Source organism: Streptomyces sp. NPDC016309 (genome assembly GCF_043077235.1).
In the GTDB taxonomy this organism is placed as follows: domain Bacteria; phylum Actinomycetota; class Actinomycetes; order Streptomycetales; family Streptomycetaceae; genus Streptomyces.
On the sequence record NZ_JBIBSG010000003.1, the window covers coordinates 208,411 to 229,375 of the forward strand.

General features: G+C 75.3%; 20 protein-coding genes. 8 read left to right on the forward strand and 12 right to left on the reverse strand.

Annotation, left to right across the window (positions count from 1 at the left end; translation table 11 throughout):
* Positions 1-222 precede the first annotated feature (222 nt).
* Genes ACF068_RS08835 through ACF068_RS08845 form a run of 3 tightly spaced genes read left to right on the forward strand, consistent with a single transcriptional unit; the run spans position 223 to position 3,445 of the window.
* A complete protein-coding gene (locus ACF068_RS08835; RefSeq protein ID WP_392273469.1) occupies positions 223-1,467 on the forward strand; it encodes a GDSL-type esterase/lipase family protein in 1,245 nt (414 codons plus the stop codon).
* Between the two features lie 35 nt (positions 1,468-1,502).
* A complete protein-coding gene (locus ACF068_RS08840; protein ID WP_392273470.1) occupies positions 1,503-2,783 on the forward strand; it encodes a sensor histidine kinase in 1,281 nt (426 codons plus the stop codon).
* On the forward strand, positions 2,780-3,445 hold the full coding sequence (locus ACF068_RS08845; RefSeq protein ID WP_392273471.1) for a response regulator: 666 nt from the start codon (positions 2,780-2,782) through the stop codon (positions 3,443-3,445). Before ACF068_RS08840 ends, ACF068_RS08845 begins: the two co-directional genes overlap by 4 nt.
* Here the strand turns inward: ACF068_RS08845 and ACF068_RS08850 are convergent.
* Positions 3,406-3,684 carry a DUF6332 family protein gene (locus ACF068_RS08850; RefSeq protein WP_392273472.1) on the reverse strand — a complete coding sequence of 93 codons (279 nt, stop codon included), beginning with the start codon at positions 3,682-3,684 and terminating at the stop codon, positions 3,406-3,408. The two genes, ACF068_RS08845 and ACF068_RS08850, sit on opposite strands and share 40 nt — an antisense overlap.
* Positions 3,685-3,756: 72 nt before the next feature.
* Entirely contained in the window at positions 3,757-5,298 is a 1,542-nt protein-coding gene (locus ACF068_RS08855; RefSeq protein WP_392273473.1) for an MFS transporter, read from the reverse strand.
* Positions 5,299-5,385: 87 nt separating this feature from the next.
* Here ACF068_RS08855 and ACF068_RS08860 point away from each other — a divergent pair, with 87 nt between their 5' ends.
* A complete protein-coding gene (locus ACF068_RS08860) occupies positions 5,386-5,784 on the forward strand; it encodes a MarR family winged helix-turn-helix transcriptional regulator (RefSeq protein ID WP_392273474.1) in 399 nt (132 codons plus the stop codon).
* An 82-nt stretch (positions 5,785-5,866) separates the two neighbouring features.
* Here the strand turns inward: ACF068_RS08860 and ACF068_RS08865 are convergent, their stop codons facing one another.
* From ACF068_RS08865 to ACF068_RS08880, 4 genes are all read right to left on the reverse strand, one after another.
* Positions 5,867-6,619: a maleylpyruvate isomerase family mycothiol-dependent enzyme gene (locus tag ACF068_RS08865; protein ID WP_392273475.1), complete on the reverse strand. Its 753-nt coding sequence runs from the start codon at positions 6,617-6,619 to the stop codon at positions 5,867-5,869.
* A 47-nt stretch (positions 6,620-6,666) separates the two neighbouring features.
* Positions 6,667-7,893, reverse strand: a complete 1,227-nt coding sequence (locus tag ACF068_RS08870) for an MFS transporter (protein ID WP_392273476.1) — start codon at positions 7,891-7,893, stop codon at positions 6,667-6,669.
* A 245-nt stretch (positions 7,894-8,138) separates the two neighbouring features.
* A complete protein-coding gene (locus tag ACF068_RS08875) occupies positions 8,139-8,492 on the reverse strand; it encodes a hypothetical protein (RefSeq protein WP_392273477.1) in 354 nt (117 codons plus the stop codon).
* The gene (locus tag ACF068_RS08880) at positions 8,489-9,163 is read right to left on the reverse strand and encodes an endonuclease (protein WP_392273478.1); all 675 of its coding nucleotides are present in this window, start codon (positions 9,161-9,163) and stop codon (positions 8,489-8,491) included. The genes ACF068_RS08875 and ACF068_RS08880 overlap by 4 nt, the downstream gene beginning before the upstream one ends.
* Positions 9,164-9,294: 131 nt before the next feature.
* Here ACF068_RS08880 and ACF068_RS08885 point away from each other — a divergent pair, with 131 nt between their 5' ends.
* Complete coding sequence (locus ACF068_RS08885; protein WP_392273479.1) at positions 9,295-10,521, forward strand: ROK family protein; 1,227 nt, start codon at positions 9,295-9,297, stop codon at positions 10,519-10,521.
* Positions 10,522-10,929: 408 nt separating this feature from the next.
* Positions 10,930-11,211 (forward strand): SHOCT domain-containing protein, encoded by a 282-nt coding sequence (locus tag ACF068_RS08890; RefSeq protein ID WP_392273855.1) that lies wholly within the window; start codon positions 10,930-10,932, stop codon positions 11,209-11,211.
* 43 nt (positions 11,212-11,254) lie between these two features.
* On the opposite strand, the gene ACF068_RS08895 is transcribed toward ACF068_RS08890, so the two are convergent.
* Positions 11,255-11,797, reverse strand: coding sequence for an ATP-binding protein (locus tag ACF068_RS08895; RefSeq protein WP_392273480.1), 543 nt, complete (start codon positions 11,795-11,797; stop codon positions 11,255-11,257).
* A gap of 217 nt (positions 11,798-12,014) precedes the next feature.
* A complete protein-coding gene (locus ACF068_RS08900; protein ID WP_392273481.1) occupies positions 12,015-12,344 on the reverse strand; it encodes a hypothetical protein in 330 nt (109 codons plus the stop codon).
* Positions 12,345-12,673: 329 nt separating this feature from the next.
* On the opposite strand from ACF068_RS08900, the gene ACF068_RS08905 reads away from it, so the two are divergent.
* Entirely contained in the window at positions 12,674-13,816 is a 1,143-nt protein-coding gene (locus ACF068_RS08905) for a PLP-dependent cysteine synthase family protein (RefSeq protein ID WP_392273482.1), read from the forward strand.
* A gap of 7 nt (positions 13,817-13,823) precedes the next feature.
* On the opposite strand, the gene ACF068_RS08910 is transcribed toward ACF068_RS08905, so the two are convergent.
* From ACF068_RS08910 to ACF068_RS08920, 3 genes are all read right to left on the reverse strand, one after another.
* The gene (locus ACF068_RS08910; protein ID WP_392273483.1) at positions 13,824-14,312 is read right to left on the reverse strand and encodes an SRPBCC family protein; all 489 of its coding nucleotides are present in this window, start codon (positions 14,310-14,312) and stop codon (positions 13,824-13,826) included.
* Between the two features lie 264 nt (positions 14,313-14,576).
* On the reverse strand, positions 14,577-15,023 hold the full coding sequence (locus ACF068_RS08915; RefSeq protein ID WP_392273484.1) for an SRPBCC family protein: 447 nt from the start codon (positions 15,021-15,023) through the stop codon (positions 14,577-14,579).
* Positions 15,024-15,077: 54 nt separating this feature from the next.
* Positions 15,078-15,908 carry a DeoR/GlpR family DNA-binding transcription regulator gene (locus tag ACF068_RS08920; protein ID WP_392273485.1) on the reverse strand — a complete coding sequence of 277 codons (831 nt, stop codon included), beginning with the start codon at positions 15,906-15,908 and terminating at the stop codon, positions 15,078-15,080.
* 196 nt (positions 15,909-16,104) lie between these two features.
* On the opposite strand from ACF068_RS08920, the gene ACF068_RS08925 reads away from it, so the two are divergent.
* Positions 16,105-18,528, forward strand: a complete 2,424-nt coding sequence (locus tag ACF068_RS08925) for a hypothetical protein (protein ID WP_392273486.1) — start codon at positions 16,105-16,107, stop codon at positions 18,526-18,528.
* Here the strand turns inward: ACF068_RS08925 and ACF068_RS08930 are convergent.
* Positions 18,498-20,960 carry a right-handed parallel beta-helix repeat-containing protein gene (locus ACF068_RS08930; protein WP_392273487.1) on the reverse strand — a complete coding sequence of 821 codons (2,463 nt, stop codon included), beginning with the start codon at positions 20,958-20,960 and terminating at the stop codon, positions 18,498-18,500. The genes ACF068_RS08925 and ACF068_RS08930 overlap by 31 nt on opposite strands.
* Between the last annotated feature and the right edge of the window lie 5 nt (positions 20,961-20,965).

Sequence of the window (20,965 nt, forward strand, 5' to 3'; positions counted from 1 at the left end):
CCCCGGCGCCGCCGGGCCCCGACGTACCGGAAAGCGGTACGGCCGCTCGGCAGCGCCGTGGACTCCGGACGCCCTCGACGCCCTGCTGCGGAACCGGCCCGCCGTGTGACCCGCCCGGCGGCGCCGGCACCGCGACCGTCCGGACCGCCGGCCCGTGCCGGACCACCCGGCCTCCCACCGCCCCGTGAACCGCCCCCCACCCCCTACCGACAGGCCGACGCCATGCACCCCACCGACCAGCGGATCACCACCCCCGTCACCGCGGACCTCCTGCGCGGCGCCGTCGAGGTCGAGCGCACCGCGCACGGTGTGCTGCCGCACCGGCTCCCCGCCCGGGCCCGCGCCCAGTGCGCCGACGGCCGACTGGCCATGGCCGAGGCCCAGCCCTCGGGCGTACGACTGGCCTTCCGGACCCGGGCCACCGTCGTCGAGCTGGACGCCCGGCCCACCAAACGGGTCTACCCGGGCCTCCCGTCCCGCCCCGACGGCGTCTACGACCTGCTCGTCGACGGCCGGCTCGCCGGGCAGGGCGGGATCACCGGCGGCGACACCGTGACCATGGACATGGCCACCGGTACCGCGGAGCACCGGCCGGGCCCGCCCGGCACCCTCCGCTTCACCGGTCTGCCCGGCCACGCCAAGGACGTCGAGATCTGGCTGCCGCACAACGAGACCACGGAGCTCATCGCCCTGCGCACCGACGCCCCGGTCGAGCCTCCGGCCGACCGGGGGCGCAGGGTGTGGCTGCACCACGGCAGCTCCATCAGCCAGGGCTCCGACGCCGCGAGCCCCACCACGACCTGGCCCGCGCTCGCCGCCTCCCTCGGCGGCGTGGAGCTGGTCAACCTGGGCTTCGGCGGCGGCGCCCTGCTCGACCCGTTCACCGCCCGGACGATGCGGGACACCCCCGCCGACCTGATCAGCGTCAAGATCGGCGTCAACCTGGTCAACACCGACCTGATGCGCCTCCGTGCGTTCGGGCCCGCCGTCCACGGCTTCCTCGACACCCTCCGCGACGGCCACCCCACCACTCCGCTGCTGGTCGTCTCCCCCCTGCTGTGCCCCATCCACGAGGACACACCGGGTCCCGCGGCGTTCGACCCCGCCGCGCTCGCCGGTGGCCGGCTGCGCTTCCGCGCCACGGGCGATCCGGCGGAGCGCGCGGCCGGCAAACTCACCCTGGGCGCCATCCGTGAGGAGCTGGCCCGGATCGTGGCGCAGCGCGCGGCCCACGACCCGCACCTGCACGTCCTGGACGGGCGCGAGCTGTACGGCGAGGCGGACCACGCCGACCTCCCGCTGCCCGACGGTCTCCACCCGGACGCCGCCGCCCACCGCCGCATCGGCGAGCGCTTCGCCGCCGTGACCTTCGCCGCGTCCGGCCCCTTCGCGGGTCCCGGGGGCACCGCCCGCGCGCGGGAGCGCCGTACTCCCGGGGGAGTACCGGTGATCACGACGCACGGCTGACGCCCGGCCCGCCCCACCGCGTCTAGCGTGGCCGTATGCGAGGCCGAGACAGCGACGAACGACGGACGCGCCGGCGCCGCGGCGACGGCCCCCCGTGCGCCCGTGGCCGGCGGGGGCGCACCGGTCCGCCCTGGCTGCGGGACTGGCCGGGGGACGCGGACGCCCCCGGCGCCCGGCCGCCGTGGCGGTCCAGCCTCCTGCTCGCCGTCCTCGTCCTGGTCGGCACCGCCTTCGCGGCCCGCAACCAGCCCGGCCGGGAGCCGCTGGACGCCCTCGGCCGGGTGCTGCTGCTCGCCGGCCCGGCGATGCTGCTGCTGCGCCGCCGGTACCCCGTGACCGTGCTGTACGGGGTCACGGCGACCACCCTCGTCTACGTCGGCGCCGGCTACCCGTACGGCCCCGCCCTGCTCACGGTCGCCGTGGCCGTCTTCACCGCGGTCCTCGCCGGGCACCGCCACGCGGCCTGGTGGGCGCTGGGCCTGCTGTGGAGCGGGCACCTGCTGATCGCGCACTGGCTCTACCGGTACCTGCCGCCCGGCGGGGACGCGGCCGCGTCCTGGGGCCAGGAGCTGCCCCTCACCGCGTCGGTCGTCGCCCTCGTCACCCTGTCCGAACTCGCCCGCGAACGCCGCGCGCACCGGGCCCGGCGGCGCGCGGAGCGCGAGGCCGCCGAGAAGCGCCGCGCCGACGAGGAGCGGATGCGCATCGCCCGCGAACTCCACGACGTCCTCGCCCACTCCATCTCGGTGATCAACGTCCAGGCGGGCGTCGGCCTCGCCCTGCTCGACTCCGACCCGGAGCAGGCACGCACCGCGCTCACCACCATCAAGGCCGCCGGGAAGGAGGCGCTCGGCGAGGTGCGCCAGGTACTCGACACCCTCCGTACGCCGGGAGAGACCGGTACCGCGCCCCGCACCCCCGCCCCCGGCCTGGACCGGCTCCCCGAACTGGTCGAGCAGGCGGCGAGCGCCGGACTGGCCGTCGAGGTGACCACGGAAGGCACCCGGGTCCCGCTGCCACCCGGTGCCGACCTCGCCGCCTTCCGGATCGTCCAGGAGGCCCTGACGAACGTCGTCCGCCACTCCGGATCGCGCACCGCCCGCGTCCACCTCCGCCACGCGCCGGGCCGCCTCGACCTGCGGGTCGACGACGACGGGCCCGCCACCGGCACCGACGCGGGCGGCACCGGCAACGGGCTGGCCGGGATGCGGGAGCGGGCCGCCTCCCTCGGTGGCGGCATCGAGGCCGGCCCGCGCCCGGACGGCGGCTTCCGCGTCCGCGCCACCCTGCCCTTCGACCCCCGGGAGTCACCGTGATCCGTGTCCTGCTCGCCGACGACCAGGCCCTCGTCCGGGCGGGCTTCCGGGCGCTGCTCGACGCGCAGCCGGACATCGGAGTCGTGGCGGAGGCCGCCGACGGTGAGGAGGCCCTGGGCCGTGTGGGCCAACTGCTCCCGGACGTCGTCCTCATGGACATCCGGATGCCCCGGCTCGACGGCCTGGCCGCCACCCGGCGCATCACGGAGGACGCGCGGCTGGACGGCGTGCGGGTGGTGATGCTGACGACGTTCGAGCTCGACGAGTACGTCTTCGAGGCGATCCGCGCCGGCGCCTCCGGCTTCCTGGTGAAGGACACCGAGCCGGACGAACTGCTGCGCGCCGTACGGGCGGTGGTGGCCGGCGACGCCCTGCTGTCGCCCGGGGTGACCCGCCGGCTGATCGCGGAGTTCGCGGCCCGCTCCAAGCGGCCCGCCGGCGACGCGCGGCTGGACGGGCTCACGGAGCGGGAGCGGGAGGTGATGGCCCTGGTCGGGATGGGCCTGTCGAACGAGGAGATCGCCCGGCGGCTGGTCGTCAGCCCGCTGACCGCCAAGACGCACGTCAGCCGGACGATGGTGAAGCTGGGCGCCCGTGACCGCGCCCAACTCGTCGTCCTGGCCTACGAGTCGGGGCTCGTGCGGCCCGGCTGGCTGGGCTGAACGCCCGGCCCGCCCCCGAACCGCCACAGCACCCGCACCACCCGGTAGGCGAACCCCAGTCCCGCCACCGTCGCGGCCACCACGGCCACGCTCTTCGCCGCGCCGCCCTCCAGACCCAGCACGAGCACCGGCGCGGCGCACAGGACGAACAGCCCCGCCGCCAGGAACGCGCCGGTGAGCAGCGCGTACCCGATCTCGACCGTCATGGCGTCCCGTTGGTCCTGCGTGCGCTTCCCCATGGCCCGAGTGTCACAAGCGGGCGGCCGGTGGGCAAGGACCTCGCCCACCGGCCGCCACGCCGCTCCGGCGGATCAGTCCCGTGCGCCCACGGGCTCGGGCCGCTCCGCGGCGGTGGCGTCCTCGGTGCCGGCGGCCTTCCCCGTGGCGCCGGCCGACGAGGCGACGACCACCGACCGTCCCGCCGTCCGGCGGGTGCGCCGCAGCCCGGTCAGGGTGATCAGCAGTCCGGCGAGCGCGATCGCGGTCACCACGGCCAGGCCCGGCCGGAAGCTGTCGAGCACGGCCTGCGGCGAGCCGCCCTCGTGGCCGCCCGCCGTGATCACGGCGGTCACGACGGCGAGGAACACCGCGCCGCCCACCTGGATGGAGGTGTTCAGCAGCCCGGAGACCATGCCCTGCTCGTCGTCGGCCACGCCGTTGGTGGCCTGGATGTTGAGGGACGGGAAGGTCAGGGCGCAGGCCGCGCCCAGCAGCAGCATCGAGGGGAGGATGACCGCCGCGTAGCGGGGGGTGAGGTCGACCTGGAGGAAGATCGCGTACGCGGCGACCAGGAAGGTGAAGCCGGTCGCGATCACCCGGGGCGTGCCGAACCGGTCGACCACGGCACCGATCCTGGTGGAGGACACCGCCACCAGCACGCCGGCCGGCAGGAACGCGAGCGCCGTCTGGAGGGCGCTCCAGCCCAGCAGCGACTGCATGTACTGCGTGACGATGAACTGGAAGGCGACGTACGAGCCGAAGAAGGCGGCGGCGCCGAGCTGGGCGCGGAGCTGGGAGCCGGAGCGGAGGACGCCGAGCCGTAGCAGCGGGCTCGCGCTGCGCCGCTCGATGGTCACGAAGGCGGCCAGCAGGACGGCGGTGGCCAGGAACGACAGCAGCGTACGGGCGGAGGCCCAGCCCGCCTCGGGCGCCTCGACGACGGTGAACACCAGCAGCAGCATGGCGGCGGTCCCGGTGACGGCGCCCGGGACGTCGTAGCCGCCGCGCCGGTCCTCACGGGCGCTGTGCGGGATCAGCCGCAGGCCGGCGGCCAGGGCGATCAGCGCGATGGGCGCGGGCAGCAGCATGGTCCAGCGCCAGCTCAGCTCGGTGAGCAGCCCGGACAGCACCAGGCCCATGGAGAAACCGGTGGCGGCGCAGGTGGTGTAGATGGACAGGGCCCGGTTGCGCTGCGGGCCCTCCTTGAACGTGGTGGTGATGATCGAAAGACCGGCGGGAGCGGTGAACGCGGCGCTCAGGCCCTTGATGAACCGGCTGGCGATCAGCAGCGGGCCGGAGTCCACGAGGCCGCCGAGCAGCGACGCGAGGGCGAAGACCGCGAGGGCGATCAGGAAGACGCGGCGGCGGCCCAGGAGGTCGGCCGCACGGCCGCCGAGCAGCAGCAGACCGCCGTACCCGAGGATGTAGCCGCTGACGATCCACTGGAGCGTGGCGGTCGACAGGCCGAGGTCGCCGGCGATGGACGGCAGGGCGACGCCGACCATGGAGACGTCGAGGGCGTCGAGGAACATCGCGGCGCACAGCACCAGCAGGGTGCCCCACAGGCGGGGGCTCCAGCGGTCTTCCGTGGCCGAACCCACGGTGGGGGAGGGGACGTTGAGCGGAGAGGTCATGCGCAGCACACTACATGCGCATGCATTGAATGCAAATGCATTTAATTCCGATGCAACAAACGGTGTCCTCCCTGCTAACGTGGGTGCATGGCTGCGACGAAGTCCGAGCGCGCGCTCGTGGAACAATGGCGCGACGTGCTCGCCCTGCACGCCCGCACGACGTGCGAACTGGACCGCGCGCTGCATCCCCACGGACTCGGCGCCAGCGACTTCGAGGTGCTCGACGTGCTCGCCGAAGGGGCTCCGGAGGACGGCGGCGCCGCCTACCGGGTCCAGGAGCTCGCCTCCCGGGTGCACCTCAGTCAGAGCGCCCTGTCGCGGCTGGTCGCGCGGCTGGAGAAGGACGGGCTCGTGGCCCGCGGTATGTGCAGCGAGGACCGGCGCGGAGTCCGGGTGCTCCTGACCGAAGAGGGCCGCGCACGCCACGCCGAAGTGCTGCCCCTCCAGCGTGCCGTGCTGAGCCGGATGCTCGCCGCGCGGTCCTGAGTCGTGTTTCGAAAGTCCCGCCCGGCCCTCGGCGCCCCACACGTGACGGGGGCGCCGACGAGGGGCGCCCGCGCCCCCGCGACTACCACGTGACCGCGGACGTCTCCCGCCAGAGCCGTGCCAGGCGCTCGTCGCCCGACACCGAGACGGCCGTGCCCGGGGTGCCGTCGGGCAGCCGGTTCCAGAGCGTCATGTAGAGCGCCGCCGCCGGGCCGCTCACCTCGCAGTCCGCGGGCCCCTCGCCGGACCGCTCGACCCGCGGCGCCCGGTCGGACAGTCGAAGGGTCCACACGTCACCGGTGTCGGTCGCCCGTACGCGCAGGACCGACGGCTCCGGCGTACGCACCCGGCTCTTCTCCCGGGCGTGGAAGCCGCACAGCAGCTCGTCGATCCCGTCGGCGGCGAACGGCGGCGCCACCTCCGCCACCGGCCCGGCCGCCGCGGACTGCGCGTCCACCCGGTGCACGGTGGTCTCGTGCGCCTGGCGCCGCGCCCAGAACGCCCGCGGTGAGGGCGCGGGCAGGAACGTCCAGCACTCCAGCGCGTCGTCGGCCCCGGTCAGCGCGGCGACCAGCAGCCCGTGCCCCTCCCGGAACCAGGCGAGCAGTTCCGCCCCGTCCAGGCCGGGCGGATCCTCGGCCGGGTGGTACGAGGCGTGCCCCTCGGCGACGAAGGCGGTGGCCCAGCGGTGCACCATGCCGGTGTGCCGCAGCAGGTCGCGCACCCGCCAGTCGGGACAGGTCGGTACCGGCGCGTCCGGCCCCGCCGCCTCGGCCGCGTCGGCGAGCAACCGGCCTTCCTCCGCGAGGGACTTGATGTGCTCCATGATCTCCATGTCGCGATTCTGCCAGCGGCCCCGCCGGGCGCGTCGGCGGCCGTGCGTCACTCGGAGCGCGCCGCCGTCGCCCCGCGCGCCGCGTACCCGATCAGTGCCGCGCCGCCGGCCAGCACCGCCACGGTCGTCAGCGCGACCGGGAGCGAGAACCAGTCGGCCAGGAACCCGATCGCGGGCGGCCCCAGCAGCATCCCCCCGTACCCCAGGGTGGAGGCCGCGGCCACACCGCCGGGCCCCGCGACCGCGCCCGCCCGGGCGACGGCCACCGGGAAGATGTTCGCCAGGCCCAGCCCCGTCACGGCGAAGCCGAGCAGCGCGAGCCACACCGTCGGGGCCAGGGAGCCCAGCAGCATGCCGGCCGCCGCGGTCGCCCCGCCCGCCACCAGGGTGCGGGTCTGGCCGAGCCGCTCCAGCATCGCCGTACCGGACAACCGCCCGGCGGTCATGGCGAGGGCGAACATCGAGTAACCGGCCGCCGCCACGCCGGGGTGGGCGTGCAGGTCCTGCTCCAGGTGGAGCGCCCCCCAGTCGGCGAGGGCGCCCTCCCCGTACGCGGTGCACAGTGCGATCACGCCGAAGACGGCCACCAGCCGGCGGGACCTGCCGTCGAGCCGGCCCGGCGCGCGCTCGTCGCCGGGCACCGCCTCGGGGACCGTGGGGGAGGGGTACCGCAGGAGTACGGAACCGGCGGCGGCCGTCAGCGCCAGCCCCGCGACCGTGAGGCCGAGCAGGTGCGCCGTGGGCGAGAGGCCGCCCGCGACGAGCCCGCCGAGCCCGGCCCCGACCATGCCGCCGAGGCTGAAGGCGGCGTGGAAGCTGGGCATCACGGGACGCCGGAGCGCGGTCACCAGATCGACGGCGGCGCTGTTCATGGCCACATTGATGCCGCCGTACGCGGTGCCGAAGACCAGGAGCACCAGGCCGAGCGCGAGCGCCGAGTGGGTCAGCGGGGGCAGCGCGATGCTCAGGCTGAGCAGGACGCCCGCCGCGACGGTCACGGGGTGGCTGCCGAAGCGCCGGCACAGGCGGCCGGTCAGCGTCATCGTCACCACCGCGCCGGCCGAGACGCCGAGCAGGGCGAGCCCGAGGTCGCCGGCCGAGGCGCCGGTCTGCTGCTTGATGGCGGGGATGCGGACCACCCAGCCGGCGAACAGGAAACCGTCGAGGGCGAAGAACAGGGTCAGGGCGGTGCGGAGGCGGACCAGGGAACGCGCGGCGGTGTCTCCGCCGGGCCCCCCGGGCAGGGCCGTCCGTAGTTTGTTTAGGTGCGGCACAAACTCAGCATAGGGGTCCGCGCGGGCGCCCTTCAACCACGCCGGCACCGCGCGGTGGCGTGTGCCCCGTCACCCCGCACTCCCGGTTCCGCCCGCGCCGCACCACCGGCAGCACCGCCGGCCCCGGTTCCCCGGCGCGCCCCCGCCCCGGACCCGGAGCCCGGCGGGCTCCGCAGCCGCCGGTCCCGCGCCCGCCCGGGGCGGGACCCGGGGAGCGGGGCGCCGGAACCGGGGATGCCGGCGGCTCAGCCGGTGCGGTCGCCCTTCGGCTTGCCCCGCTGGTCGGGTGTGCCGTGCGGCGGCGGGCTCATGGGCTCCGGCGACGTCGCGGGCGAGACGGGTGAACCGCCCTGGGCGTCGCCGGCCGCCTCGGGCCTGGGCGCGGCCGGGTTGCCGCCGGACAGGGGGGCTCCGGCGTCCAGTTGCCGCTTCCGGGCCGTCAGGACCTGGACGACCATGGCACGGTCGGCGTGCTCGTGCTCGTAGTGCAGCAACTGGTCCAGCTCCGTGACGCCGAGCGACCGGATGCGGTGCTCCAGCGTGCCGACGGTCAGGTCGTCGTAATCGGGCAGCGGAAGTGTTCCTCGGTCGGGGGTCATCCGGATCCTCCCTGTGTCTCGTTGACGGTCCCGTGGACGTGGTCGACGACGCGCCCGTCCAGCGCGGCGCGCACCAGCGCGGCGGCCAGCGCGGGCAGCTCCTCCTTCCGCACCAGACGGGCCAGCGCCTCCGGGTCGGCCGGCAGGCCGAGCCGCTCCGCTCCGTCCAGCGTCTTGTCGTCCAGGTACGGCGACAGCCCGGGCCAGACGCCCTGCACCTCCCGCAGGAAGATGTCCGCGCCGGCCGGGCCGATCCCGGGCGCCTCCTGGAGCAGCGCGCGCAGCTCCGCCACGTCGCCGCCCGCCTTCTCGCGCAGCCGGCGGAGATCGCCGCCGTACGCGTCGAGCACCAGCTCGGCGGCCTCGCCGAGCTGGGTCGACGTCCGCTCGTCGTAACGCCGGTAGCCGCCCTTCCCGAGGGCGTCCACCCGCTGCTGCCACGTGGCGTCGCGCATGTGGCGGGCGTCCCGCATCCCCGCGTCGAACAGGGCACGGGCGGCCGCCACCGCGACGTCCGCCCGGATCCGGGCGCTCAGCAGGTGGGCCAGCACGAGGAGCCGGTACAGCGGCCCGGGGGTGTCCTTGAGGCGGATCCCCGCCCGCTCCGCGTACGTGCGGCCCTCCTCGTCGAGCAGGGCCCGGACGATCGTCCCGCTGTCGGGGCGTGCCATGAGACCTCCAGGAGCTCGGCCGGTGGCGGTCCCGGCCTCGGCGATCCTGCCGCCCGCAGTACCCGTCCACGTCCGGCCGAAACAGCACCGCCGGGCCGGGCGGCCCCCGGGATCATGGGAGACTCGCCCCCATGAACGGCAAGGCGACCACGACCCGATCACGGCTGGACAGGGGCCGCAGCGCGCTCGGGCCCGCACTGGAACTGGTGCATACCGGACGCGCCCCCACTCGAGCGGTCCTCACCGCCGAGCTGGGTGTCACCCGCGCCACCGCAGGAGCCGTCGCCGCCGAACTGGAAGCACTCGGTCTGATCCGCGTCGACTCCCGCCCCGGTGCCGCCGCCGGCTCCCAGGGCCGGCCGTCGCACCGGCTCCTCGTCGACGAGAACGGGCCGGTCGCGCTGGCCGCCCAGATCCACGCCGACGGCTTCCGCGCCGCCCTCGTCGGCCTCGGCGGCCGCATCGTGGCCACGGCACCCGGCTGCGTCACCGTCTCCGCCGACCCCGCCCAGGTCCTCGCGGCCGTCGTCGAGGCGGGCGCCGGACTCCTGCGCGAGAGCGGGCGCCGCTGCGTGGGGGCCGGTCTGGCCGTGCCGTCCGCCGTCGCCGAGCCGGAGGGCACCGCCCTCAATCCGCTGCACCTCGCCTGGCCCGCCGGCGCCCCCGTGCGGGACGTCTTCGCCGGACTGGTCCGGGCGGCCGGCATCGACGGCCCCGCCTTCACCGGCAACGACGTCAACCTCGCCGCCCTGGCCGAGCACCGGCACGGCGCGGGCCGGGGCGCCCAGCATCTGCTGTGCGTCGCCACCGGGCACCGGGGCGTCGGCGGCGCCCTCGTCCTCGACGGGCGCCTCCACACCGGCAGCTCGGGGCTCGCCCTGGAGGTCGGCCACCTCACGGTGAACCCCCAGGGCCGCCCCTGCTACTGCGGGAGCCGTGGCTGCCTCGACGTCGAGGCCGACCCGCTGGCCTTCCTCACGGTCGCCGGACGCACCCCCGGCCCCGAGGTCTCCCTGCTCCAGCAGTGCCGCGACCTGCTGCGCGACCACGCCGACGACGCGGGCGTACGGGCGGCGGCCCAGGAGCTGATCGACCGGCTGGGCCTGGGGCTGGCGGGCCTGGTGAACATCCTGAACCCGGACCGGATCATCCTCGGCGGGCTGCACCGTGAGCTCCTCGCGGCCGACCCCGAACGGCTCCGCGCGGTCGTCGCCGACCGCAGCCTGTGGGGGCGCAGCGGCGGCGTGCCGATCCTGGGCTGCACCCTCGACCACAACAGCCTCGCGGGCGCGGCCGAGCTGGCCTGGCAGCCGGTCCTGGACGACCCCCTCGCCGCCCTGGGCCGCCCCGCCGCGTGAACCGCCGCCCCGGCGACCGGGGAACGTGACGCCGCTCCCGGTGCGCCGCCGGTCCGGCCCGCCGGCCCCGTCACGCGTGCGGGGCGTGCGTGCGGCTCGTGCCCGCCCACCGCTTCCGGCAACCGCCGCGGTGACGGGTTCACCAGGCCGTCCTGGCGACGCGCACGGTCGGCACCGCGCTTGGAGCCGCAGCTTCCCGCGGTACGGGCGGCCGGGCCGCCGGTGCACGACCACGTCCCCGCGGTCCTCGCCCCATGACCTTCCCCCTCCGCCGGCGCGAGAGTACTCCGCCGGTCGTACCCGGGCTGTCGCCGGCCGTACGACGACGGGACCACCCCCGCGGGGGCAGTCTCGAACACGTCGCGGACCGCGACCACGTACACCGAGGAGATGATCGGGATGACCGGCATGACCACGCTCGCCCACGACGGGCCCGGCCCGTGGGCCCTCTTCTTCCCGCTGTTCTGGGCCGCGGTGGTGTTCACCGCGGTCACCCTGCTGCGCCGCGCCCGCCGGTACCGTCACCACGGCCGGAGCGTGCCCGACGAGCAGTCGCCCATCGCCCTGCTCGGCCACCGCTTCGCGGCGGGCGAGATCGACGAGGAGGAGTACTGGCGCCGGCTCTCCGTCCTGGACGAGCAGTTCGGCCGCGCCACGGCGGGCGGGACCGGCCGGCCCGGCAAGGGCTGACCACCGGCCCCGGCGGACCGGTCGGCGGCGGCCCGCCTCCCGGTCAGCCCGCCACGGCCGGCCGGGCGGCGGCCCGTTCGCGGACCGTGTCGGCCGCGTCCGCCATGTCCCCGAAGGGCACCGCACCCGTGAAGGGACCACTGGTGGCGGCCCCGTACACGGGCAGGGGCGGTATCGGCAGGGGGGAGGACGAGGGTGCCGGGAGGGTGAACCAGACGACCTTCCCGGACTCGCCCTGCGGCCTTGCGCCCCAACTCTCGCTGAACGCCTCTATCAAGGCGAGGCCCCGCCCCGAAGTGGCCATGGGGTCGGACCTGTTGACCGCGGGGAGCCGGGGGTCGTGGTCGTGGACGGAGACCGTCAGCCGGTCGAGCATCAGCTCGATCTCGACGGTGCACACCTTGTCGGGCTGGGCGTGCTGGTGAACGTTCGTCAGGAGCTCGGTGACACCGAGCGCGGCCTTCTCGATCAATGCGTCGAGATTCCAGTAGCGCAACTGCGCTGAAACGATTCTGCGGACCTGACCGATCCGCGACGGCAGGGCTTGGAGCTCTACCGTGCACTGCCTGCTTGCCTGGCTGATCACGGCTGCGACTCCCCGAAATAGGTCCGGAAGAAGACGGAGATCGGATCCAGAAGATGGCTGGCTGTTCGGTCCGGCGGGCTGGATCGCAGCGTCACCGCCGGTGCACCCTGGGTAGTGATGTCAGTCCAGCGTGGACCACGGCCGACCGCTCCGCAACTCGCGGCAAGCGGTTACCCCCCGGCCCCTGCCGGTACCTCCGTCACTGCTGTACGTCCTGTCAGTCCTGGCCGGCACCCGCGCGGCGGACGGTCTCCAGCAGGCGGCCGGCCAGCGCCGTCGCCGCCGGACCGTCCGGCCTCCGGTCCCGCTGGCCCATGGTCAGCCGGTACCGCGTACCGTTCAGGGTCGCCACCATGGCGTCCTCGCGCCCCGCGAACCAGGGCCTGCTCGCCCTCACCGCCCGCACCGGTGCGCTGTCGATCACCCGCCCGTAGCTGGTGAGGAGCGCCAGCCTGCCGTCCTTGACCAGGACCTCGCCCGCCCGGGTCAGCGAACGCGGCCACCGCTCGATCCGTACGCCTGTGGCAGTGAAATCAGCCTCGGCCATGCCGTACCCAGCCCCCTTCGCGCAGGTTTATGCCGGTCAGTCTGCACAAGTGGTCGCCTCCGCGCCAGGGCGCGTGGACGGATGCGCCCCCTGCGCCGCGTGCCCGCCGGGAGGTGCGCCCCCCGTACCGCGCGGCCCCGCTCGGTGCGCCCCCCTGACGCGTACCCCCGGCGGGTGCGACCCCCGCCCCGCCCCGGCCGCCGGGGCACCCTGCAAGCGTTCCCTATGGGGGATCAAAGTCATCGTTTGTGCAGGTGAGGGAGGTATGTTCGAGGTGGGGGCAGCCGGACGGGGAACGCGGCCGGACGGAGAACGACGAGGAGCGGCGCGTGAGCACCATCGAGCAAGCAGGACGGACCGGCCGGACGGTCGACGTGGACCACAGCGACCCGGCCTACCGGGAGTGGCTGAAAGAAGCCGTACGCAAGGTGCAGGCCGACGCCAACCGGTCCGCCGACACACACCTGCTGCGCTTCCCGCTGCCCGAGGAGTGGGGCATCGACCTGTACCTCAAGGACGAGTCCACCCACCCGACCGGCAGCCTCAAGCACCGCCTGGCCCGTTCGCTGTTCCTCTACGGGCTGTGCAACGGCTGGATCCGGCCCGGGAAGCCCGTCATCGAGGCGTCCAGCGGCTCGACCGCCGTCTCCGAGGCGTACTTCGCGAACCTCATCGGGGTGCCGTTCATCGCCGTCATGCCGCGCACGACCAGCCCGGAGAAGATCCGGCTGATCGAGATCCACGGCGGCCGGTGCCACTTCGTCGACGACTCGCGGAAGATGTACGAGGAGTCCGCCGCCCTCGCGGCCACCACGGGCGGCCACTACATGGACCAGTTCACCTACGCGGAGCGGGCCACCGACTGGCGCGGCAACAACAACATCGCCGAGTCGATATACCAGCAGCTACGCCTGGAGCGCTATCCGGAACCCGCCTGGATCGTCGCCACGGCCGGTACCGGCGGCACCTCGGCGACCATCGCCCGCTACGTCCACTACATGATGTACGACACCCGCGTCTGCGTCCCCGACCCGGAGAACTCCTGCTTCTTCGAGGGCTGGACCACCGGCAACCCGGACGCCGCCAGCGACTGCGGGTCACGCATCGAGGGCATCGGCCGGCCCCGGATGGAGCCCAGCTTCGTACCCGGCGCCATCGACCGGATGATGAAGGTGCCCGACGCGGCGAGCGTCGCCGCCGTACGCGCCCTGGAGAACGCCATCGGGCGCAAGGCGGGCGGCTCGACCGGGACCGGCCTGTGGAGCGCGCTGAAGATCGTCGCCGAGATGGTGGCCGAGGGCCGCACCGGCAGCGTCGTCACGCTGATCTGCGACCCCGGCGACCGCTACCTCGACAAGTACTACTCCGACGACTGGCTCGCCGGACAGGGCCTGGACATCGCCCCGTACGCCGCCGCCATCGACGCGTTCCTCGGCAGCGGGGTCTGGCCGGACGGACCGTCCGCCGCCTGACGGTGCGTCAGGGAGCCGGGGAGGACGCCAGCCGGCGGTCCAGGTTGCGCATCGCGTCCCGGAAGGAGCGGCCCACACCGGACCGGGCCAGCCGCATCACCAGACGGAACGGCGCGACGCCCTCGGCGGCCATGGTCCACCGCACCCGGGTGCCGGTGCCCCCCGCCGCCGGGGTGAGCAGCCACTCCTCCATCAGGGCCCTTACCCCGGGGGCGTTGGTCTCCTCCACGCGGTAGGCGTAGCGCGCACCGGCGTCCGTCACCAGGATCCGCTCCTGGAAGACCACACCGCCCCGCAGCCGTATCTCCCGGCCGGCGCCCCCGGCGGTCGGCCGGGCCGCGGCGATGGCGGTGAACCAGGAGGGACTGTCGGCGACCTCGTCGGCCAGGGCGCGGTACACCGCCGAGGGCGGCGCGGTCACTTCCGTGTCGAAGACCAGGCGCAGGGGCGCGGACTCGAGGAAGTCGAGCCGCACCGGGCGCAGTCGGCGTGCCATGGACCGTACCTCCAGCAGGCGAAGGGATGGCGTCGCGCCCGTGCGGTGGTGCGCCCGCCCGGAGCGTCCGCCCGCGTCCGGCCGCCCGCTCCGTCCGGCGGGCCGGACGAACGGCGTGCGGACACCCCCCGGCAGGGGGCACCCGCCGGAGCGGGGCCATGGCGGCCGGTGACGGCGGCGAGGACGGGCGTGGTGCGGCACCGCCCGGCGGACGGGGACCACACACGGACACGACCTGGGCCCCACACCATAGCTGGCGGCCCGTCAGTTGTCCGCCAGAAGACCGGACAGGGCCCGCCCGAAGAGCCGCCGCCCCACGAACGCCACCACCGGGTCGCACGCCCGGGGCAGCCCCCGTACACGCACCTCCTCGGTCCACGTCACCCGCACCGCCCCCGGTGCCGTCTCCCGCACCTCGATCTCGGCCCACCCGGCGACCACCCGGCCGCGCTTCTCCAGCCGGCACACACCCGCGCCCGCACCGTCCGGCCCGGGCGGCTCACACCGTACGACCTCCATCGGGTCGTCGAACGCGACCCGCCCCACACCGGTGCGCATGGTGAACCGGCTCCCGGCCCGCACCGGGCCCGGCGTCATCGCCGTGGCACGGGTCAGCGGCACCAGCGCCGCGTGCGCCGGCCAGTCGGTGAGCCGCCGCCACGCCTCGGCGGCGGACATCGGGACGGCACGCGCGATCCGCAACAGGGCCATCCCCGGATCGTAAGCCCCCGGCCCCCGCCCTCCCGGCCGCCGCCCCGCCCGGCGTCAGCCCGCGTCCTCCTCGCCGGCCACGACCAGGCCCGGCAGGTGCTCCGCCATCTCGGCGCGGATGCCGTCCGACAGCCCGCCGTCCGTCACCAGGGCGTCCACCTCGTCCAGCCGCGCGAACGAGCTCAGCCCCACGGTGCCCCACTTGGTGTGGTCCGCCACGACCACCACCCGCCGCGCCGAACGGACGAAACGCCGGTTGGTCTCCGCCTCCGCCAGGTTCGGGGTCGACAGGCCGGCCGCCACGGAGACACCGTGCACGCCCAGGAACAGCACGTCGAAGTGGAGCGAGCGGATCGCCTGGTCGGCCACCGGACCGACCAGCGAGTCCGACGGCGTCCGCACCCCGCCCGTCAGCACCACCGTCGCCGCGCCCGCCCGGGGCGCACCGCCCGAACCGGAGCGCTGGGCGGTGTGGAACACGTCCGCCACCCGCACCGAGTTGGTCACCACCGTCAGGTCCGGCACCTCCAGCAGGTGCTGGGCCAGCGCGTACGTCGTGGTACCCCCCGAGAGGGCGATCGCGCTGCCCGGCGCCGCCATGGCCGCGGCCGCCCGCGCGATGTCCTCCTTGGCGCTCCGCTCCAGCGACGACTTCGCCTCGAACCCCGGCTCGTGGGTGCTCGCCTCGGCCGACGGCACCGCGCCCCCGTGCACCTTCTCGATGACGCCCTGCCGCGCCAGCGCGTCCAGGTCCCGGCGGACCGTCATGTCGGAGACGTTGAGCCGGCGGGTGAGCTCGTTGACCCGCACCCCGCCGCGCCGCCTCACCTCGTCCAGGATCAGGGCACGCCGTTGCTCCGCGAGGAGGTTCTGGTTGTCGCTCACCGCTGGGGCCGGTCCTTCCCTCGTACCACCGCTGGCCAAGGGTCATCATCCTGCCACGGCCCCTCCGGCGACGGACCGGGGGAGATTCCGTGAGAACCCTGCCTTTCCGGCCCCCCTTCCACGATCCTGGTCACGTCCGGTCACGACCGGTCACCCGCCACCCCACGCGAACCCCACCCGAGAGGGGAGCCCGCTCGTGCCCCCTGCCACTGAGGAGCCCACGCGCCCCGGCGCCGCGCTGGAACTGCTGGTCCACGGCGTCGGCGGCACCACACCCGAGCTGATGCTCGACGACCCCCGGACCGTACGGATCACCGGAGACGGGACCGCGGCGATCCACCGGCGCACCGCCGACCAGTACGCGGAACGCGAACCGGAGCGGTTCGCCGACGGCCGGCCCGTCCCCGAGGCGTACTGCTGGTGCAACCTCACCTCCGGCAACGGATCGCGCGCCTTATGGCTGCTGCTCCTGCCGTTCATGGTGGTCAACCTCGCCCACTGGATGCGCCCGCCCGCCGAACGGCAGGCCGCCTCCCTCCGGCTCTACGGCGTGCTGGTGCGGCTCGTCGCCCTCAGCCTGACCGTGCTGCTCACCGCCGCCGCCTGCGAGGTCGCCCTGGATCTGACGGCCTGGCAGTGCGCCGGGTCCGCCCGCTGCGCCGGGGACCGGTCCTGGCTCGGCTTCCTGTCGGCCGCCCAGGGCGGCTGGTGGTCCCAGCCCGGCCGCCGGCTCGCCCTCGCCGCCCTCGTCCCCACCGCCCTCGTCGGCCTCCTGTGGTACCTGTCCAACCGCACCTGGAGCGCCTACGAGGCCCAGCGCCCGCCTCGGGACGGGCTGGACGGCGACGGCCCGGCCGGCCGGGCGCCGCGGCCCGCCCTGGGCCGGCCCGGCTTCTGGTACGGCCGCCGCCTCGTCGCCCGGCTGCGCGCCGCGCACACCGCCGCCGGGCTGCTCACCGTCGCCGCGGCCGTCGGCGGGGCCGCCGCCCGGTACGACCGGCACGCCTCCGGCGGCGTCCGCGAGGCGCTCGGGCGGACCCTGGAGGTTGCCCTGCTGCTCGGCGGGGCCGTCGTGGTGGCGGTGGTGTGCCGCCGGGGCCGCAGCGAGAAGCGGATCGACAACCGGCTCGACCGCGCCGTCGTCACCTCGCTGCCCGGCGCCTCCGCCGCCCTGCTGCTCCTCGCCGTCCTCTACGCCGCCTGGTCCCGCCCCGCCTGGCGCTCCACCGGCACCCTCCCCGGGGACACCACCTTCAGCGTGATCACCCTCGCCCAGGGGGTCCTCGTCCTGGCGCTCGCCGTCGTGGCGCTGCGCCTGCACCGGCGCGCCCCCCATGCCCGGACGGTGCTGTACGGGCTCGGCGGCCCCGCCGTCGCGATGCTCGCCTGCGCCCTCGGCGGTGTCATGAGCGGCGGCGTCGCCCAGCGCGTCGCCGACTGGCTCGACGGCCCGGCCACCCCCGGCACCGGCGGCAACCCCATCGGGCCGCCCGTGCTGCTGAGCTGGCAGGCCTCCGTCATCCCCGTCCTGCTGCTCCTGCTGCTCGTCCCCGCCGTCGTCCTCGCCGTCCGCACCGCGCTCACCGCCCGCCGCCTCGCGCCCGTGGTGGAGGCCGAGTACGAGGGCGAGCAGCCGGACGCCGTCCGTACCCGGCGCATCGCCGCCACCCGGGCCCGCGCCGCGCTCACCGACGCGGCCCCCGTCCTCGTAGGCATCGTCTCCGGCGCCACGCTGCTGCTGGGCGCCGGTGCCCTCGCCGGCGCCTGGACGAGCGGCACGGTGCCCGGCCGGGCCTTCACCGGCGGCCCCCCGTTCGTGGAGAACGCGGCCGAGGCGGCGCAGGCACTGGGGTCCTGGCTCATCGGCTTCGGCTTCATACTGTTCGTCACCTGGGGCCGCCGCGCCTACAAGGACGCCTCGGCCCGCCGCACCATCGGCATCCTCTGGGACGTCGGGACGTTCTGGCCGCGCGCCGCCCACCCGTTCGCACCGCCCTGCTACGCCGAGCGGGCCGTGCCCGACCTGGCCTGGCGCATGTCGTCGTGGACCGGCCGCACGGGCGGCCGCCTGGTCATCTCCGGCCACTCGCAGGGCAGCGTGCTGGCCGCCGCCGCCGTGTGGCAGCTCCCGGCCGGCACCCGCCGCCGGGTCGCCCTGCTCACCTACGGATCGCCGCTGGAGCGGCTGTACGGGCGCTGGTTCCCCGCCTACTTCGGCCCCGGCCCCCTCGGCGCCCTCCACCGGGAGCTGCACTGCTGGCGCAACCTGTGGCGCCGCACGGACCCGATCGGCGGCCCGGTCAACCTCCCCGCCGAGGGCGACAAACCCGAGGTCGACCACCGGGCGCTGCGCGACCCGGTGGTGTACGGCCGCACCCATGAGCACCCGCTGCCCGAGCCGATCCTGGGCCACGGCGACTACCAGGCCGACCCGGTGTTCGCCAAGGAACGGGCCGTCCTGCTCGACCGGTTGCCGCCCGCGCTGCCGCTCCCGGCCACCCCGCCCGCCCCGGTCGGGGCGCCGCTGCCCGGGCAGCGGGCCGGAGCGGTCCCCGAGGGGCCGGCCGACCCTGGCCCGCCCGGCGAGGGTCAGGGCAGCTCCGGCAGATCCTCCGGGTAGAGCAGGGTCAGGTCGTCGGTGCTCGTCTCGGCGAGCCCGGCGACCCGGCCCGCGTGCCGCTCGACCATCGACTCGAACGTCCGGCGGGCGGTGCGGCCGTTGCCGAACGCGGGCCCCTTGGGCAGTTCGGTGAAGTACTTGAGGAGTGCGTCGGCCGTCCCCGCCGCGAGCCGGTACTCGTGCTCCTCCGCCTGCTGCTCCACGATCCGCAGCAGCTCGTCCGGCACGTAGTCGCTGAAGGTGATCGTCCGTGAGAAACGGGACGCCACACCCGGGTTGACGGTCAGGAACCGCTCCATCTCCTCCGTGTACCCGGCGACGATCACCACGACGGCGTCCCGGTGGTCCTCCATCAGCTTCACCAGCGTGTCGATCGCCTCGCGGCCGAAGTCCCGGCCGGAGTCCTCCGGGGACAGGGCGTACGCCTCGTCGATGAACAGCACCCCGCCGCGCGCCCGGTCGAACGCCTCCTGGGTGCGGATCGCGGTGGAACCGATGTGCTCGCCCACCAGGTCCACCCGGGACACCTCCACCAGGTGGCCGCGCTCCAGCACGCCCAGGGACGCCAGGATCTCGCCGTACAGCCGGGCGACGGTCGTCTTGCCGGTGCCGGGGGAGCCGGTGAAGACCAGGTGGCGGCGGACGGACGCGGCCTTGAGCCCGGCCTCGCGGCGCCTCCTGCCGACCTCGATCATGTTGGTGAGCGTGCGCACCTCGCGCTTGACGCTGTCCAGGCCCACCAGCGCGTCGAGTTCGCCCAGTACGTCGTCGGAGCCGCGCACGGACGGTACGGCGGCCGGCTCCGGCCCGGCGGTGGTTTGCCCCGGCACCCGTACGGCGGCGGCAGGGGAAGGGGCCGGTGCCGGGGCCGGCACGGGAGCGGAGGCGGAGGCCGCCGTACCGAGCAGTCCGCCGGCCGACAGGGGCGCGGACGGCACCGTGCTCGCGGCGGAGGCGGCCAGGACCCCGCTCTCGTCACCGGTGCAGTCCTCCACCACGGGGCCCTCCTCCCCGAACTCGTACCCGGCTCGCGCACACCGCTCCGTACGGCACCGCCGGAGCGTCGTCCGGCAGCCGTCCCGCACATGGAAGCCGTACCCTCCGCTGTCCGTCACCCGGCAGCCGTGGAACGTGCCGCGGCCCTCCGCCGACACGTAGAACCCGGCCTCCGCGGGGGAGGTGACCGTGCACCGCTCGATCGCCGGGTCGGCACCCTTGGTGACGATCACCCCGGTCTGCACGGAGTCGATGGTGCACCCGTTCAGGGTGCCGCCGCTGCCGTGGTCGCGGAACCAGGCCCCCGTGGAGGCCTCCCGGATACGGCAGTCGTCGAGCTGGGCGGTGGCGCCGTCGCTGACCGACACGGCGGTGTTGCGCACCTGGGACAGGTCGCTGTCGACGACGTCGGCGCGCGACCCCCGGTCCAGGACGAACAGCGCGTCCGGCACGTCGTGGACGCGGCACGCGTCGAGCACGGCCGTCGCGCCGTCGCTGACCCAGACCGCCGGGTAGTCACCGGTGCTGTCGTGGATCTCGCACTGGTTGGCGTCCACCCGTGTGCCGGGGTCCCACACGGACAGGCCGTTGCGGCCGAACCGCCGTACCGTCGACCGGGTCAGCGTCAGCACGGAACGGGACCGGAGGTCGACCGCGTTCTCCGGCACGTCGTGGATGTCGCAGTCGGAGAGGGTCAGCACCGCGTCCGTGTCGAGGGTGATCCCGTCGGCCGTGGTCCGGTGCACGGACGAGTCGGTGAGGTGGGCCGCCGCCCTGGACGTGACCTGGACGCCGCTGCCCTTGATCTCGTACACCTCGCAGCCGATGGCCTCCAGGCCGCTGCCCTCGCCCGTCACCGACAGCCCGGCGCCCGAGGCGTGGTGGACCCGGCACCGCTCCAGCCGGGGATGCGCCCCACCGCGCACCGAGACGCCCGACTGGCCCGCCGAGACCACCTCGCACTCCTCGAACACCCCGCCCGCGCCGTCGAGTATGCCGATCCCGACGCCCGCCGGGTTGTCGACCGTGCAGCGCCGCACGGTGGGCCGCGCCGCGCCCCGGACCTCCACCCCGGCCGCCGAGCGGGTCACGATCCGCAGGTCCAGCAGCTCCGGCGTGCCGTCCTCGACGAGCAGCGCCGGCGCCGAGGTGTCCTGCCCCTCGACGTGCAGGTCCCGCACGGTCGCCGAGGCGCGCACGGTCAGCGGCACCCCGTCGGCGGGGGCGATCCGCACCGGGCCCACCGCGCCCTCCGCGCCGCGCAGGGTGACGGCGCGCTGGACGACCAGGTTCTCCCGGTACGTGCCGGGGGAGATGGTCAGGACATCACCGTCACCGGCGGCCTCCAGGGCCGCCGCGAGGGAGGCGTACTCGCCCGTGCGGCGCCGCCACCGCGATGTGCCGGTGTGCGTCACCTGGACCGTGCCCTGTGCCATGGTGC